This is a genomic window from Mesorhizobium sp. M0052, from assembly GCF_040323255.1.
In the GTDB taxonomy this organism is placed as follows: Bacteria; Pseudomonadota; Alphaproteobacteria; order Rhizobiales; family Rhizobiaceae; genus Mesorhizobium.
In genome coordinates this window covers 316,212-331,807 of the sequence record NZ_JAMYUS010000004.1, presented here as the reverse complement: position 1 = coordinate 331,807, position 15,596 = coordinate 316,212, and the positions used below count along the sequence as shown (strand labels likewise).

12 protein-coding genes and 2 pseudogenes are annotated in these 15,596 nt (G+C 57.2%); 12 read left to right on the top strand and 2 right to left on the bottom strand.

Annotated elements, in window-relative coordinates; all coding sequences use genetic code 11:
- From NKJ77_RS07400 to NKJ77_RS07385, 4 genes are all read left to right on the top strand, one after another.
- Window positions 1–1,250: type I secretion system permease/ATPase (locus NKJ77_RS07400; RefSeq protein ID WP_352534687.1), on the top strand; the 1,250-nt coding region annotated here is incomplete at its 5' end.
- A 578-nt stretch (window positions 1,251–1,828) separates the two neighbouring features.
- Window positions 1,829–2,620, top strand: a complete 792-nt coding sequence (locus NKJ77_RS07395; protein ID WP_023690711.1) for a calcium-binding protein — start codon at window positions 1,829–1,831, stop codon at window positions 2,618–2,620.
- Between the two features lie 446 nt (window positions 2,621–3,066).
- Complete coding sequence (locus NKJ77_RS07390; protein WP_502904429.1) at window positions 3,067–4,602, top strand: type I secretion system permease/ATPase; 1,536 nt, start codon at window positions 3,067–3,069, stop codon at window positions 4,600–4,602.
- Window positions 4,589–5,902 carry an HlyD family type I secretion periplasmic adaptor subunit gene (locus tag NKJ77_RS07385; protein ID WP_031243881.1) on the top strand — a complete coding sequence of 438 codons (1,314 nt, stop codon included), beginning with the start codon at window positions 4,589–4,591 and terminating at the stop codon, window positions 5,900–5,902. The genes NKJ77_RS07390 and NKJ77_RS07385 overlap by 14 nt, the downstream gene beginning before the upstream one ends.
- Before the next feature lie 277 nt (window positions 5,903–6,179).
- Here the strand turns inward: NKJ77_RS07385 and NKJ77_RS07380 are convergent, their stop codons facing one another.
- A complete protein-coding gene (locus NKJ77_RS07380) occupies window positions 6,180–6,410 on the bottom strand; it encodes a hypothetical protein (protein ID WP_031202508.1) in 231 nt (76 codons plus the stop codon).
- Window positions 6,411–6,944: 534 nt separating this feature from the next.
- Here NKJ77_RS07380 and NKJ77_RS07375 point away from each other — a divergent pair.
- The 3 genes and pseudogenes from NKJ77_RS07375 to NKJ77_RS07365 form a co-directional block, all read left to right on the top strand.
- Window positions 6,945–7,172: pseudogene (locus NKJ77_RS07375) on the top strand (helix-turn-helix domain-containing protein); the annotation flags it as partial.
- 75 nt (window positions 7,173–7,247) lie between these two features.
- Window positions 7,248–7,484 carry a hypothetical protein gene (locus NKJ77_RS07370; RefSeq protein ID WP_023687371.1) on the top strand — a complete coding sequence of 79 codons (237 nt, stop codon included), beginning with the start codon at window positions 7,248–7,250 and terminating at the stop codon, window positions 7,482–7,484.
- Window positions 7,485–7,494: 10 nt separating this feature from the next.
- Window positions 7,495–7,971 carry a PIN-like domain-containing protein gene (locus NKJ77_RS07365; protein ID WP_198021031.1) on the top strand — a complete coding sequence of 159 codons (477 nt, stop codon included), beginning with the start codon at window positions 7,495–7,497 and terminating at the stop codon, window positions 7,969–7,971.
- A 14-nt stretch (window positions 7,972–7,985) separates the two neighbouring features.
- On the opposite strand, the gene NKJ77_RS07360 is transcribed toward NKJ77_RS07365, so the two are convergent.
- Window positions 7,986–8,354 (bottom strand): sunset domain-containing protein, encoded by a 369-nt coding sequence (locus NKJ77_RS07360; protein ID WP_023750018.1) that lies wholly within the window; start codon window positions 8,352–8,354, stop codon window positions 7,986–7,988.
- Window positions 8,355–9,141: 787 nt separating this feature from the next.
- Here NKJ77_RS07360 and hxsD point away from each other — a divergent pair.
- The 5 genes and pseudogenes from hxsD to NKJ77_RS07335 form a co-directional block, all read left to right on the top strand.
- Window positions 9,142–9,474 carry a His-Xaa-Ser system protein HxsD gene (gene hxsD / locus NKJ77_RS07355; RefSeq protein ID WP_023712893.1) on the top strand — a complete coding sequence of 111 codons (333 nt, stop codon included), beginning with the start codon at window positions 9,142–9,144 and terminating at the stop codon, window positions 9,472–9,474.
- 31 nt (window positions 9,475–9,505) lie between these two features.
- The gene (hxsB, locus tag NKJ77_RS07350) at window positions 9,506–10,924 is read left to right on the top strand and encodes a His-Xaa-Ser system radical SAM maturase HxsB (protein WP_198021030.1); all 1,419 of its coding nucleotides are present in this window, start codon (window positions 9,506–9,508) and stop codon (window positions 10,922–10,924) included.
- A 1-nt stretch (window position 10,925) separates the two neighbouring features.
- Complete coding sequence (gene hxsC / locus NKJ77_RS07345) at window positions 10,926–12,086, top strand: His-Xaa-Ser system radical SAM maturase HxsC (RefSeq protein WP_050588833.1); 1,161 nt, start codon at window positions 10,926–10,928, stop codon at window positions 12,084–12,086.
- 152 nt (window positions 12,087–12,238) lie between these two features.
- On the top strand, window positions 12,239–15,115 hold the full coding sequence (locus NKJ77_RS07340) for a cold shock domain-containing protein (RefSeq protein WP_023749027.1): 2,877 nt from the start codon (window positions 12,239–12,241) through the stop codon (window positions 15,113–15,115).
- Between the two features lie 122 nt (window positions 15,116–15,237).
- Window positions 15,238–15,528: pseudogene (locus tag NKJ77_RS07335) on the top strand (recombinase family protein); the annotation flags it as partial.
- Window positions 15,529–15,596 lie beyond the last annotated feature (68 nt).

Here is a 15,596-nt window from a genome sequence, read left to right as displayed (position 1 = left end):
GTCTCACATCTCTGACACTCCTTGCCAACACTCTCTCGCAAGGGCCGATAAGCGATACCGTTGCCCACAACATGGCACGCAATGGTCTGCTGCAAGCAGCGCGTTGCAATGCCGAGGTCGTGCAAGCTCTCGGTCTTGGAAAGCGGATCGCTGCCCGATGGCAAAAGGCCAATGCCAAGTGTCTGGCCGCCAACCGGAAAGCTGGGGATGTGGCAGGTGGGCTGGGTGCCATTTCAAAGTCGCTGCGCGTGCTGCTGCAATCGGCCATTCTTGCCGTCGGTGCGTACCTTGTCGTCAGGGAAGAGGCTACGGCCGGGGTCATGATTGCCAGTTCGATCATGATGGGGCGTGCGCTGGCTCCGGTCGACCTCGCCATTTCAAGCTGGAAACCCTTCCTCATGGCGCGCCAGGGTTGGGCGCGGCTGGAGGACCTCTTGGAAAAGGTTCCTGAAACCGCTCCTGTTATGCTAATGCCTGCACCTGAACGCGAACTGCGCCTCGAAAGCGTGACAATCGTTCCGCCCGGCGAAAGCAAGCCGACCGTGACCGGCCTTGCGTTTGCCATTCAGGCGGGAAGCGCACTCGGGGTCATCGGCCCGTCGGGCTCGGGCAAGTCGACACTCTCGCGCGCCATCGTCGGCGCATGGACGCCGGTCGCCGGGAAGGTTCGCATCGACAGCGCAAGCCTCGATCAATGGGACCGGGAAGCACTAGGCCGTCACATCGGCTATCTGCCACAAGGTGTTGAATTGTTCGATGGCACCATTGCCGAAAACATCGCTCGTTTTGAAGATGATCCTGACCCTGAGGCTATTGTCGACGCGGCGAAAGCAGCGGGCACGCACGAACTGATCCTCCGATTTGAGCACGGATACGAAACTCCGATTGGTGAGGCCGGATCGGCACTTTCCGCCGGGCAGCGTCAGCTTATCGGTCTTGCCCGGGCCCTTTATCGAGACCCTTTCCTTGTCGTGCTGGATGAACCCAATGCCCATCTCGACGCGGAAGGCGAAGCTGCAGTCGTTAATGCGATCGCCTCCGTGCGCGAGCGCAAGGGCATTGCGGTTGTCGTCGCCCATCGGCCGAGCGCCATCCGCGCCGTCGATTTGGTGTTGGTGATGGAAGGTGGACGGCAGCGATCATTCGGTGCGCGTTCCAAAGTCCTGAAGGCCATCCAGTCTACACAGGATCACGTGGCAGAGCGCGCTGACATGGAGGATCCCGGTGTCCGGCATTCATCAGAACAATGACGTTTCGAGTCCATTCGCCGGCACCTTGTGGCGGGCCTTCTGGCGAGCGTGATCTTTGTGGGAGGAGCCGGAGCCTGGGCGACCGACCTTCACGAATCTCTCCGGTGCGGTTGTAGCGTCCGGACACTTTGTCGTCGTTTCCTAGTGAGAAGATACAGCACCCGACTGGCGGGGTGGTCGGAGAAATCCTGGTGAACCCGGCATTTCGTACTACCTGGTGCGCCTGTCGGTTCCGATCTCGGCTCGCGCGAACGCGCTCCCTAACGTTCCATTGCTCGCAATGGGCAGTGCCGGCGCGACTCGGCAACACAGCCCCATGCCCGTTCTTCCGAGGGCGGCCCAACCAGGACGACCGGTTGCCAAGTTTTCCTGGACCGTTCTTTGAGTGTGAATGTTCGGGCCGATTGCCTGGGGCGTGTCCCCGCCGCCTGCGAGCCCGCAACTGCTCAGCAGAAGGGCGAAGTGAACGAGAATGCATCCATTTCGTAAATGTATGCCTATCCAAGCAATCGATTTCTCCAATTGTCCGATGACGAATATGAACGACTCAGGCAGGGGCATCATTAGGAGTATTTTCAATGGCAAAGATTATCGAAGGTGGCCCGAGTTCCGAAACACTCCTCGGCACCGAGGGTGTTGACTGGATCGAGGGTTACCAGGGCGGTGACTGGCTTGACGGTCGTGGCGGCAACGACGAGATCTCGGGTGGCGCGGGCAGTGACCGAGCCATCGGCGGCAAGGGTAACGACCGCATCTTCGGCGGAGATGGCTGGGACGATCTCTCCGGCGACAACGGCCGCTTCAACGCGCGCGTCTCCGGTGAGGACAATGACAGGCTCAGCGGCGGACCCGGCCAGGATGTCCTCTACGTGGGTGACGGCCAGGACACGTTGACCGGGGGCAGCGACAGTGACACGTTCGTGTTCCAGTTCCACAATCCGGTGCCTGGGGTTGTCGGGTCGACGTCGGACATTACCACTATCACCGATTTCAACCCGGCGGAGGACAAGTTCGCCTTCGATGCGGTGGGCCTCTACAACGATGGTTTTGGCGCGAACTTCGTCAACAACGCCAGCATACAGTCCGGCTACCCGGTGAGCAGCTTCTACAGCGGTGCGGCCTCGGGTGCGAACGGCGAACACGTCGTGGTGATCACTGGCGAATCTTTCAACTCTGCTAATGAGGCGGCGAGTGCGATCTCCGGCGAGCACGCCGGCGACATCATTGTCTACCAAAGCAGCTACACCGACAGACTCGCAACTCTGGCCTATGTCACCGCCGACGGCAGCGCGCACGAGTTCGCCCACCTGGGCGGTGTGGTCACCGTGGCAGACCTGGGCCTGACCGCGTCCGACTTCACCTTCGTTTGATCCAGAAAACCCATACGGAACCGCGCCCGCCCCGCCCCCCTGGGCGGGCGCTTTCCCGTTTCCGCTACTTGCCATGGGCCGGGGCGCCCGAGAGCAGTCAGCGTGTACAGTGACGAAGCCCTGCGCGTCGCGCTGGTCGTGCACCGAAATCTCCCTGAAGGTGTGGAGGCGGATTCGCCTGTTCGGGCCCTTGCGGCCGACCACGATGAATCCCTTCCAAACTTTCAGCCGGACGGTGTTGTTGACCCGCTCCATTAAATGCTGGGACCAAACATATTCGGCGGGAGCACTGATCCTGAACCAGGTAGCGGATGCAGTCGGTTGCCGGTCGGGGAGCAATATAGGGAGCTGGGTCGCCAGCCTCCGGAGACTTACGTGACAACCATTCCTTAAAGGATTCAGCTTTGAGACCCTTCCCTCTGACTTCCGCGATTTGGGGCATTGTGTTGATCAGCGGCGTGGTCAACGTGCTTGCGCTCATCTCGCCGCTGTTCATGCTTCAGGTCTATGACCGCGTTCTGGCAAGTGGCAGCGTATCCACTCTAGTGGGGCTCGTCGTGCTTGCTGCGGGGCTTTATGCGTTCCAATGCCTGCTCGACATTTTGCGCGCCCGCGTGCTGCTGCGGATTGGCGAGCGTTTCGATGGACAGTTTTCCGGACGCGTTCACGATGCGATCGTTCGCCTTCCGCTTTCAACGCGCATGCCGGGCGACGGCTTGCAGCCGCTTCGCGATCTCGACAATGTTCGCGGCTTCTTAGGTGGAAACGGTCCGACAGCGTTCTTTGATCTGCCATGGATGCTGTTTTATCTTGGCATTTGCTTCCTCCTTCATTTCTGGATCGGCATGACGGCACTTATCGGGGCGGTCGGTCTCACATCTCTGACACTCCTTGCCAACACTCTCTCGCAAGGGCCGATAAGCGATACCGTTGCCCACAACATGGCACGCAATGGCCTGCTGCAAGCAGCGCGATGTAATGCCGACTTGCGCCTGCAGGTGCAATCGGCCATTCTTACCGTCGGTGCGTACCTTGTCGTCAGGGAAGAGGCTACGGCCGGGGTCATGATTGTCAGTTCGATCATGATGGGGCGTGCGCTGGCTCCGGTCGATCTGGTCATTTCAAGCTGGAAACCCTTCCTCATTGCGCGCCAGAGTTGGGCGCGGCTGGAGGACCTCTTGGAAAGGGTTCCTGAAATCGCTCCTGTTGTGCCTATGCCTGCACCTGAACGCGAACTGCGCTTGGAAGGCGTGACAATCGTTCCGCCCGGCGAAAGCAAGCCGACCGTGACCGGCATTGCGTTTGCCATTCAGGCGGGAAGCGCACTCGGGGTCATCGGTCCATCGGGTTCGGGCAAGTCGACACTCTCGCGCGCCATCGTCGGCGCATGGACGCCGGTCGCCGGGAAGGTTCGCATTGACAGCGCAAGCCTCGAACAATGGGACCGGGAAGCACTAGGCCGTCATATCGGCTATCTACCACAAGGTGTTGAACTGTTCGACGGCACCATTGCCGAAAACATTGCTCGTTTTGAACATGATCCTGACCCTGAGGCTATGGTCGCCGCGGCGAAAGCAGCGGGCACGCACGAACTGATCCTCCGATTTGAGCACGGATACGAAACTCCGATTGGTGAGGTCGGATCGGCACTTTCCGCCGGGCAGCGCCAGCTTATCGGTCTTGCCCGTGCCCTTTATCGAGACCCTTTCCTTGTTGTGCTGGATGAACCCAATATCCATCTCGACGCGGAAGGCGAAGCTGCAGTCGCTAAGGCGATCGCCTCCGTGCGCGAGCGCAAGGGCATTGCGGTTGTTGTCTGCCATCAGCCGAGCGTCATCCGCGCCGTGGATTTGGTGTTGGTGATGGAAGGTGGACGGCAGCGATCATTCGGTGCGCCTTCCAAAGTCCTGAAGGCCATCGAGTCTACGCAGGATAACGTGGCAGAGCGCGCTGACATGGAGGATACCGGTGTCCGGCATTGATCAGAACAATGACGTTTCAAGCTCCATTCGCCGCCACCTGGTGGCGGGCCTTCTGGCGAGCGTGATCTTTGTGGGAGGAGCCGGAGCCTGGGCGAACTTCACGAATCTCTCCGGTGCGGTTGTAGCGTCCGGACACTTTGTCGTCGTTTCCTATGTCAAGAAGGTGCAGCACCCGACTGGCGGGGTGGTGGGAGAAATCCTTGTGCGCGAAGGCGATAAAGTAAAAGCCGGCGACATCCTCATGCGGCTCGATGCCACCCAGACGCGCGCTAATCTCGCCATAGTCACCAAGCGGCTCGATGAGCTGGCCGCCTACCTGGCAAGACTCGATGCTGAGCGTGACGATCTCGCGGAAATCGCCTTCCCGGACTGGCTACTCGCCCGAAGAGATGTTCCGGACGTAGCTTCGGCAATAGATAGCGAGACGTTGCTGTTCGAATTCCGCAGGCAATCCCGCGACGGGAAGCAGGCGCAATTGGCGGAACGCATTACTCAATATCACCACCAGATCGAAGGACTCAAGGCGCAGGAAATTGCTTGTGAAAAAATGATCCAGGTTCTCCAAAAGGAAATTGCTGTTCTAAGTGGGCTGCGCAACCAAGGCATTGTCTCGGACCAACGGTTGAACAGCCTGAAGATCCAGGTTGCCACTTTCGGTGGCGAACGCGGTGAGAAGATCGCAGATCAGGCACAGACGGCAGCCCGCATAGCCGAAACGCGCCTGCAGATCCCGCAGATCGATCAGGATTTCAAGTCGGAAGTGGGCCAGGAGCTCAGAGAGGTTCAGGCGCAGGTCGGGGAGTATGTTGAGCGCAAGGTGGCGGTTGAACAGGAACTGCGGCGGATCGATATCGTCGCGCCGCAGTCAGGCACCATTCAACAACTCGCAGTTCATACGGTCGGCGGAGTGATTACGCCCGCCGATCCGATCATGCTAATCGTGCCGGAAGGCGACGATCTTGCGCTTGAAGTACGAATCACCCCGAAGGACATCGACCAAATCCAGCTTGGTCACAAGGCCGTGCTGCGGATGTCAGCCTTCAATCTGAGAACCACGCCGATATTGAACGGATATGTCAGCCGGATCGCAGCGGATCTGGCGACGGATGAAAAAAACGGCATTTCGTACTACCTGGTGCGCCTGTCGGTTCCGCAGGCGGAACTGACGAAGCTCAAGGGCCTGACGCTCGTGCCCGGTATGCCGGCCGAAGCAATGGTCCAGACGGGCGAGCGTACGGCGCTTTCCTATTTCGTGAAGCCGCTGTCGGACCAAATCAGTCGGACATTCCGGGAGGAATGAAATAACCCACCAGAATATATTGTTGGTATTTCTGTTGGTTGTCCGCAGGCCATGTGCGTGGTAAGATCTGAAAGCACAGACATTTCCTACTTGCCCCTGGGCACCACTTGTTTCTGTAATATTCAGCTCATGTTACACCATGTAGCAACTGAGTATCCTTGGTTTCCGACGGTTTTTACTGATGCGCGGCTGATGGACGCGACATGAAACGCGACATGAAAAACCCGCCACCAGCAGCAGCGGGCTGTTCGTTTCTCTTCTGCGGAATGAAAGTCAGTCAGTGCCGCGTGGCTGACATCGCCTCGAACATATCCCAAGCCGCATCTCGGTTTCGGTGCTTGCCGGGAATGGGGACCCAGCACTGCTTCGCAAAGATCCGAGCTTCTAGATCGTCGTCAGGATGCGTATCGGTGACAAGCGCCGCCCAGTCCCACTTCCGGGCTTCGCGGCGCATCACGTCGACCACAAACCAGCCGGAAGGCGGTCGATCACGTTCGGTCGTTCGCATGGCAGTTTCCTTCTGAACGAAAGATCATTGCCGTTCACTCAGCGGCCTGAAGTCAACGCCGACAGTCTGCAAGACGAGCAGCGCACGCGTGGCTGGCGAGGGCACCGTTTCCCATGTCGGGCTATAACTCTCGGTCATCGTAGCGGGAAATGGTAATGCGCCGCAAGAGTGTTGCAGGGCACGAGGGCTGTTTGGCGGTAGGGGTTGCGCTCGCCAGGGTAGATGTCGCGCATAAGCAGCAGACGTTCGAAGAACAGCCACTCACTGTAGGCTTGCAGCAGTTCCTCCTGGGAGGGCAGAGGCGCCGGTTGCGGCGAGACATGCGCCGCGGCCGCGCCTCTTATGCCCGGAATAGAGGCGATGGCACCGAGCAGGGCGCGGGAAAATCTTCTAAGGGAAGGCAGCGGCCATAGCTTCGCCGGCCTCCAGAAGAGGGGTGTTAGGCATTTGGGTCTGCATTTGCGATAACGTTGCACTAATGGTATAAGGCTGCACGTATCGTACAGTCGCACTTTAATGTAAGGTTTAACTAAAATGACAATTTCGCCATCTCAATGCCGGGCAGCCCGGGCGCTTGTTGGATGGTCGCAGGATCAGCTGGCAGCGGCCTCCCAGGTGGCCAAGACGACCATTGCCAATTTCGAAGCTGGCAAGCGGACGCCATACGACCGCACGTTGGTCGACCTGCAGGCCGCTCTGGAGGCTGCCGGGGTTGAGCTCATTCCGCAGAATGGAGGAGGCGCCGGCGTGAGGCTCGCAAAGCCGTAGCCGGGCCGGCGCTTGCGTTCGCGCTCAACCGGCGCGAAGCTGCCTTTTGAGGAACGGGAGGGCATACGTATGGCAATCAGCTATCGGGCGACGACAACGATCCGGCTCAACACGGATGGCATATGGGGTGCTTGGATGTTGATCGTGTCTCCGCTGGTGCAGGCGATTAGCTGGTACTACTATTTTGCGAAGCCGGACTATGGATGGCTCGGCCTTATTGCCCTCACCAGCGTGACAGTGCCCTGCGGCTTCGTGCTGCTACTGATCGGCCGCGACTATGACAGTATCGTCGGCGAGACGAACTGACGCCTCGCCGATGGATCGGCGCGATGCCCAAGGACAATACGTCTGGCATGCAGCGGGGGGAGGAAGACCTAGGCTGGCGCGTCCCGATGGGCTTTGCCGCGTCGCTCTGGCTGCATTCCTGCTTGGAAGGCATTGGCCCGACTACTCGACGATCTGCCGAGATGGCCAAGGCGGCGCCATTTGCGCCCGAGAATGGATCGGCGCGGATGTGGCCTGGATCGGCCAGCTGAGCACGGAGGGGCGTTGGATCGTCATCTCTGGCGATCGACGCATTACCCGGAACAAGGTCGAATATGCTGCATTTCGAAGCTCTCGGCTCGTCGGGTTTTTTCTTTCGAAGGGCCTCTACAAGGCTCCGGTCCTCAAGCAAATGGAGCGGCTACTCGCCCTTTGGAGCACGATCGAAAAGCAATCGGAAATTGTCGCGGGCGGCGCGATGTTCGAACTTCCAATAAAGAGCACGCGCATCGAGCAACTGAAGGTGTAGTCTAAAGGCAATCGCTACACTTTCGCTTTCCGCCAGCCCGCCCACCACGCTTCCCATTGTGAGCAGAACCAGCGCTCTCCTCGAGCTGGGTTGACGCGCGTAGCAGAGTAATATTCCTGCCCCGGCATATGGTAGATATGCTCGCCGCGCTCGTTAATGTTGCCCTTGATATCGCAGCCCGCCTCGCGGACAGCCGCGTTGCTGGCCGACGAATCGCCGCCATGGTGAACGCGCGGCAGCTCGTGCCGATCGTCGCCGACTGCAAGATAGCCCGCGGAAGTCGCCCCGAGCATCACCAGAACGGCGGCGAGACGATAGCGGAAAAGCGAGCGCCACCAAGGCCGTCGCCTCTGCAACCTCCTGGCATGAACAGAATTGCCCATGATCCCTTCCCCGAGGCGAGAATGCATCGTCTGAAGCCGGGAGTCCAGTATCAGGCCGCAGCGCTGTAGCCCGCTTCCTTGATGCGGCGCCCGCGACGCTACAGGCGCGAGACATGGTCGGCATGACCGCTTCCCTCCTGATGGTGGCGCTTGGCGCCTGGCCCTATCGCTCCTGTGAGAGTAGGCCAGGAGCTGCACTTGTCAGGCAGCGTGGCATGTAGGACTATGGTCCGCGTTGCGGCGAACCCCATCAAGCGGAGATCGCCAATGGCCCAGAACCAAACCTTCCGAACAGCTTTCTCGGGCTGAAATCCGAGCGCTTCCTGGCGGCAGCCGAAGCGGCTGCACAAGAGCATCGTCGGGCCGCTTCTGCGATCGATTGGGCTCAGAAGACGGAAACCCGTCAACTCCACAATACAAGTATTTGGCCCGGAACATTAGTGGTCCCTTAAGCATTTCTCCACAATCGGTACTTGTCCGGCTTGGCGCGTTTTGCTAATGATTCTGTACAAACGGGGGTTTGAATAATGTCGAAACGCAATTTCCTGTCACCAATGGCCTTGTCGGCCACGATGATTCTCGGCGGCCAAGTTCAGGCTGCAGTCCTTGTCGAATCGGCAAATCAGCCTTCGACCAAGCTCGCTGAAGCTGGCACTGTCCCGGCGGACCTCGGCTACGGTGAGGTGCTAGACCGCTCAAATGGTACGGACGTTATCATGGCGTACCACACCAGCCATTCGAGCCATGCTAGTCACGGGTCTCACTGCTCTGGCTACAGCTATTGTTGATGGCGGACACCTCTCGCGAGAGCGAGCTCGTCCAGACTGCCCAAGTCAAGTTTGATCTGTCAGTCTTCAGCCTCGACTGTGTAAAGCGCGCAGCGTATCGGGTAACCGGAAACGCTGCGGTTGAGATCACGATCGAGGGCGGCTTCGCAGTATGCACGATCAACTTCAGCAAGGCGGCCGCGCGAACTTCGGCCGACGCAGCGGTAGAAAGACTGCGGCTAGAGGTCTTGGATCAGGACCTGCGTAGCAGCATCGCCGCCGAAACCGCCACTGTTAGAAACGCGATACTGGCGCTTGCGTTTTCCAGATCGGGCCTGCAGTCCGATGACTAAGTTTGCTCCGGCAACTGAGTTCCAACGACCGTTGGACGACATTTATCAGCTCGCGTACTTCCGTTTTTCCCAGTTGGACGACGAGCGGTATGTGCTGACCAACCAAGCGGGCGAATATCTGGTATTGCCGCGCGCCGTGCTGGCCTCGTTTGTCAGGCACGAGCTTCCCAGCACACACCCCGCCTACTCCCGCCTGCGCAGCAGGCAATTCCTCTTTGATGCATCCTCCAATATCGGCAAGGAGCTGCTGGCGCTGAAGGTTCGGACTAAAGCAAAAAGGCTGGAGAACTTCACATCGCTTCACATAATGGTCGTGTCTTTGCGGTGCGAGCACTCTTGCCCTTACTGTCAGGTATCTCGTCAAAGCGAAGATCGATCAGCCTTCGATATGACCGAGGAGACAGCCGAGAAGGCCTTGGGACTCATTTTTCAATCTCCAAGCCCGGCTATCAAGATCGAGTTCCAGGGTGGCGAGCCGCTTTTGAACTTCCCATTGATCCAACACGTCGTGCATCGGGCTGAAGCGATCAACAAAGTCGCCGGGCGGTCGCTGCAGTTCGTTATTACGACGAACCTCGCTGTCGTTACGGACGAAATCTTGGAGTTTTGCCGCGAGCACAGCGTCCTAATTTCTACGTCGCTTGATGGTCCGGCCACTCTTCACAATGCCAATCGACCGCGCCCGGGAAAAAACAGCTATGAATTGGCTGTGGCAGGTATCCACAAGGCCAGACTGGCCCTCGGCCATGAACGCGTCAGCGCACTTATGACGACGACCAAAGCCAGCCTTCCACTGGTACGCGAGATCATTGACGAATATGTCCGGCTAGATTTCCCCGGAACATTTCTTCGGCCACTTTCTCCGTACGGTTTTGCGGTCAAGACGAAGTCATACGCCGCCTATGATGTGGACCGCTGGCTCGACTTCTATTTTGATGGGCTGAACTACATCCTGGAACTGAATCGGAACGGCATTCCTTTCAAGGAATTTTACGCAGCCACCATCCTCACAAAGATGCTCACGCCTTTCGAGCCGGGATATGTGGACCTGATGAGCCCGGCAGGCATTGGCATCTCCGCCGTTGTCTACAACTATGACGCCAGCGTCTACGCGTCCGACGAAGCGCGAATGTTGGCCGAAATGGGCGACAAGACATTTCTGCTCGGGAATGTCCACGAAAACAACTACGCTGAGATTTTCGGGTCCGACGCTCTCCTCGATCCTATCGAGCAGTCTTTTGCAGGCTCCGTACCGATGTGCGCCGACTGCGCTTATGAACCGTTCTGTGGCTCCGATCCGGTGTTCCATACCGCAACGCAGGGCGACTTTGTTGGCCTCAAAACGCGCTCGGGATTCTGCAATCGCAATATGTCGATCTTCAAGAGGCTGATCGACCTCATGGAGAAGGACGTTACCGCCCGAGAACTCTTTCTAAGTTGGGCGAATTAGGATGTTGCGACTGAGTGGCTTCGCTGCGTCAGCAAGCGTCGGTGATTTTTCACAGCGAGTGGCTCTTAGGCTCGTGACGGGTCAAGCTGATCAAGCGTCCAACCCGGAGCATGATGCGTATCTTTTCAAGGGGCAGGCGTTTCATCCTGAATGCCAGTGGGTTGTCACCTTTGAGGAGCATCGGCCGGAGGCTGAGCGACTGTTTTCAGACCGACGACTAGTCGTTCTGCCCCACGAGTTCGACTACCTCAGCGAGGGAGACGTTATCCGCTTTGTGCCGGATCGGAAGGCAGTGCGTGTCCTGTTCAGAAAGGATGCCAACGCGAACTATTTCCTCGTAACGGAGCGGTGCAACCACCTGTGCTTGATGTGCTCCCAGCCACCCAAAGACGTTGACGATCGCTGGTTGGCGCGGGAGATTTTGGATGTGCTGCCCCTGCTGCCCGCAACGACCCCGTTTCTCGGGATCACTGGCGGTGAGCCAACGCTGGTGGGTGAGGACTTTTTTGACATTTTGTCCTCGGCTCGTGACCACCTTCCTACGACGCCAATTCATATTCTTTCCAACGGCCGGACATTTAAGGACAAGGCGTTTGCTGAGCGGTATCAAGCAATTGGACATCGCCGCCTTTCGGTCGGCATACCGATCTATTCCGCCGACCCGGAAGTTCACGATTACGTGGTTCAGTCCAAGGGCGCTTTTGACGAAACAATCCGCGGAATCATGAACCTTAAGTCCGTTGGTGCTGAGGTCGAGATACGAGTTGTCGTTCACAAGCAGACCTATCAAGGTCTCGCCGACCTGTCGGATTTCATCTTCAGAAACCTGACTTTTGTTGATCACGTGACGTTTATGGGGCTTGAGATCACCGGGTACACGAGAGCAAACATGGATAAGCTCTGGATGGACCCGTACGACTATCGGAGTCAGCTGCGGGCGGCCGTGCAATATCTGGCTGCGGCCAGGATCAACGTTTCAGTTTACAACCACCAGCTCTGCCTCCTCGACGGATCGATACATAAGTACGCAAAGCGGTCGATCAGCGATTGGAAAAACGAGTACGTCGATGAGTGCAAAGGCTGCTCCAGACGGAGCGAGTGTGGCGGGTTCTTTTCATCAAGCAATCTCGCGCGAAGTTCTCATATCTCGGCGTTTCGGTAACTATTTAGATCCTAGTGGAGGGGGTGGATGGCACGAACAGGCTGCGAGAGCCGGGCATTTGTATTCCGGCAGTCGTGCCATGTCCTGCTACGACAGCCCTTGTCGGCTTACGTCACGTATAGTGTGGATGACATCCAAATCAGGAGCGGCATTTGAGTTTCAACCTCGTCAGGCTAACGCTCTATGGACTCATCACAGCGATCGATGCTGACTTGCGCGCGCTTGTGAGGTTTCAGTTGGGTTCATCAACGGCCATCGAGGCGATTTTCCCTGCAGATACCTTGGCCAAGTTGCGAGATCGGGCCGCTCGAGACGGCGCGGCCGACGACGACGACATTTATGAGTATCTGGACTTCGCCGATTCGGCGCAAATTCTGCGTGCGCACAAAGCATCACTGGACCCGGCGATCGCCAAATTTGTCAATGTAAATTCAACTGAACTCGACCGTCTGATCCCGATTCGGAATCGCGTTATGCACGCTCGACCACTTCAATTTGCTGATTACTCTACCGTTGATATATTTGTTAAGCAACTACACTCTTACCCGAAGGCCTTATTCCCTCGCGTCATCGAATTTGAGGAGCGTGTTAGAGAAAATCCTAACTTTGTTTACTCGGTCGACATCTCGCAGGCCGATCAACAGGTCGATCGTATCCCGCATAATTTGCCATTGCCTGACTATGATGAAACGGGTTTTCTGGGGCGAGAGCAGGAGACAAGCGAGCTTCTCGCGGCCTGCAAGAGCAATTGGCCTGTGGTGACTGTGGTTGGAGAGGGCGGCTTCGGCAAGACTGCCCTCGCTTTGAGAGTGGCTTACGATCTATTAGACGACGAAACCGCAGGCTTCGAAGCGATCGTGTGGACCACCGCCAAGCGCACGGTTCTCACGCTCAATGATATTCAGACCATTGATGGCGCTATTCAAAACTCGCTTGGGTTGATTAGATCGGCGTCTGATGTCTTGGGGGGCGTCGGATCCGATGAGGCAATACTCGACGAAGTGGCCTCCTATCTCAACACCTTCAAGATTCTGCTGGTTCTCGACAATTTGGAGACCGTGCTTGATCCGCTCCTCACGCGTTTCATCAGAAAATCTAGCGGCAACAGCAAGATCTTGGCGACGTCACGTGTCGGGATCGGTGAGATGAGCTATCCATTTAAATTGGGCGGACTCAATAGCCAAGAGGCCGTGCAACTCCTCAGGTTAACGGCCAAGGTTCGCCGGGTTCCGGATATCTATAAGGCGAAAAATGAAAGCCTGAAGAAATACGTGCAACAGATGAAATTGAACCCGGGCTTCATAAAATGGTTCGTGTCTAGCGTCCAATGTGGGAAGCGGCCGGAACAAGCGCTGGCCAATCCGAAGATCTTCTTGGATTTTTGCCTTTCCAACGTCTACGAATTCCTGACAGCTGACGGAAAGACGGTCTGCAAAGCTATGATTGCGGTTCCGGGAAAGCAATCACTTCCGCTCATATCTTATTTGACCGAGATTTCTGGAGATCGCCTGCAAGAGGCGCTCGCGGGACTTCAATCGGCGAATATTCTTCAAATGTCCAGCACGTTAACGGAGGCTGGATCTGAAACGGTCTTTCAACTGAATGAGCTTCCCCGTTTGTTCATACTCCGCAACCATCCGCCGAACGCGGTGGAGGATGCTATTTTCAAGCAGCGAATGCGTGACGTCTCGACGCAGTACGAAAGGCTGCAAGCAGAACGAGGAGCCAATAAATACAATCCCCGTGTGATTGCGTGTCGCAATCAAGCTGACGCGATAACTGCCAAGCTACTATCGGAAGCGCTAGGGAGTGTTTACTCCAACGACAGGGAGAAGGCGCTGAACCTAGTGGAGCGAGCAAAAGAACTCGACCCTGCCTTTTATGAGGTGTACCGGGTTGAGGCATGGGTGCACGCGCACACAGATAATCCTGCTGCTGCCGCCGACGCGTATCAGAGTGCGATAGTGTTCGAGCCCCGATCCGCTCCGACACGCTACTGGTATGCTGGCTTCCTGCTGAGAGCCGCACATGATCCAGATGGAGCCCGCGAGCAGCTTTTGGTGGCCGAGGGGCTTGACCCGGATTCCGCCGCCGTCCTCGTGGAACTGGCACGCGTGGAGATGTTTCTTGGGCACAATGCAGAGGCCGACGGCCGCCTGCAGCGCGTGTTCCATAATCCAGACGTCTCGACTAGGCAACAGCGTGTCGCTTACGACACTTGGTGTCAGGTGGCACTCAGGAAAGCTTCCGCATTCTTTGACGAAGGGCGCTATTCGGACAGTCTATCTGCTTGCCAAGATGTTCTGACGCGATTTCGTAGCGTACCTGACGAATTGTTAGATGAGCGAATTGTTTCGACCGGGAAGCGTACTCTTGGCGTACTTTCCCAACTGGCCGATCAACTCTCTCTAAGCAGCCTGCTGCCGGAAGTGCAGCGATGCTATGCTGATATAGAGGATATTAGGTTCAATCCCGTTGCAAATATCAAGCTTCCGTTTTCATCTCGCGGTGACGCGACTGGGGACCTCGCCCTATTGCAGCGAATCGGGACGATCTGCACAGGCTCTATCGACAGGGTGAACGTCCCCAAACGCTACGGGTTCATTCGCTTCGAGGGCGACAAGAGGGTTTTCTTCCACTTCTCGGCCTTTCCTCACGCCCTCACCTTTGCGATACCTGGGAATGAGGTCCGTTTCACGATAGTCGAACGAGAGGGGCGGCCAGCCGCCGGTGAAATTGCGATGGTGGGCAGTCAATTGGCTGCCGAGGAACCGAGCCAGCCGGGTTGGATAAAGAGTGTATTTCCCGATAAATCGTTCGCTTTCCTTACTGACTCTGCCGGTCATGACTATTTCTTTCACCGAAGTAATTTGGCAGCTAGGGTGGAGCTGGAATCTCTAAATGTAGGTGACCGTGTGACATTCCGGATTGGCCAGAACCACAAGGGTCCTGTCGCGGACGATGTTCGCCCACATCCAAGCGAGTTGATCGTTGTCGGACCGTCTTCACCCGCCGGTGCAGACGTCTAGCGATCATGTGGGTATACCCCTGGGTGACGTAACCAGCCGGCGATGCGTCAGCGTAACATCTGGGTTGACATCGACTATTTGTGACAAGGTAGCGTTGAGCCTAAACCTTGAGGTGACAGGCTATGGCTCGCATTGGTTACGCTCGCGTCAGCACAATTGATCAAGATCTCGAAAGCCAGCATGCAAAGCTGAAGGCTGAGGGCTGCGAAATTGTCCGTTCCGAGAAGGTGTCGGGTGGCAGTCGCGACGGGCGTACCGAGTTGGCGACTGTTTTGGACTTCCTACGGCCAGGTGATGAACTTGTGGTCACAAGGCTGGATCGCCTCGGCCGCGATACACGCGACGTCCTAAATCTAATCTACGAGTGTGAACAGAAGGGAGCGTTCGTCACTGTCCTTGACCCGCACGTTTCTGACCTGCCACTGAACTGTCATCCAGCTGCGATTAGAGCCTCGACCGTTTTTGATCCGATACCATTCTT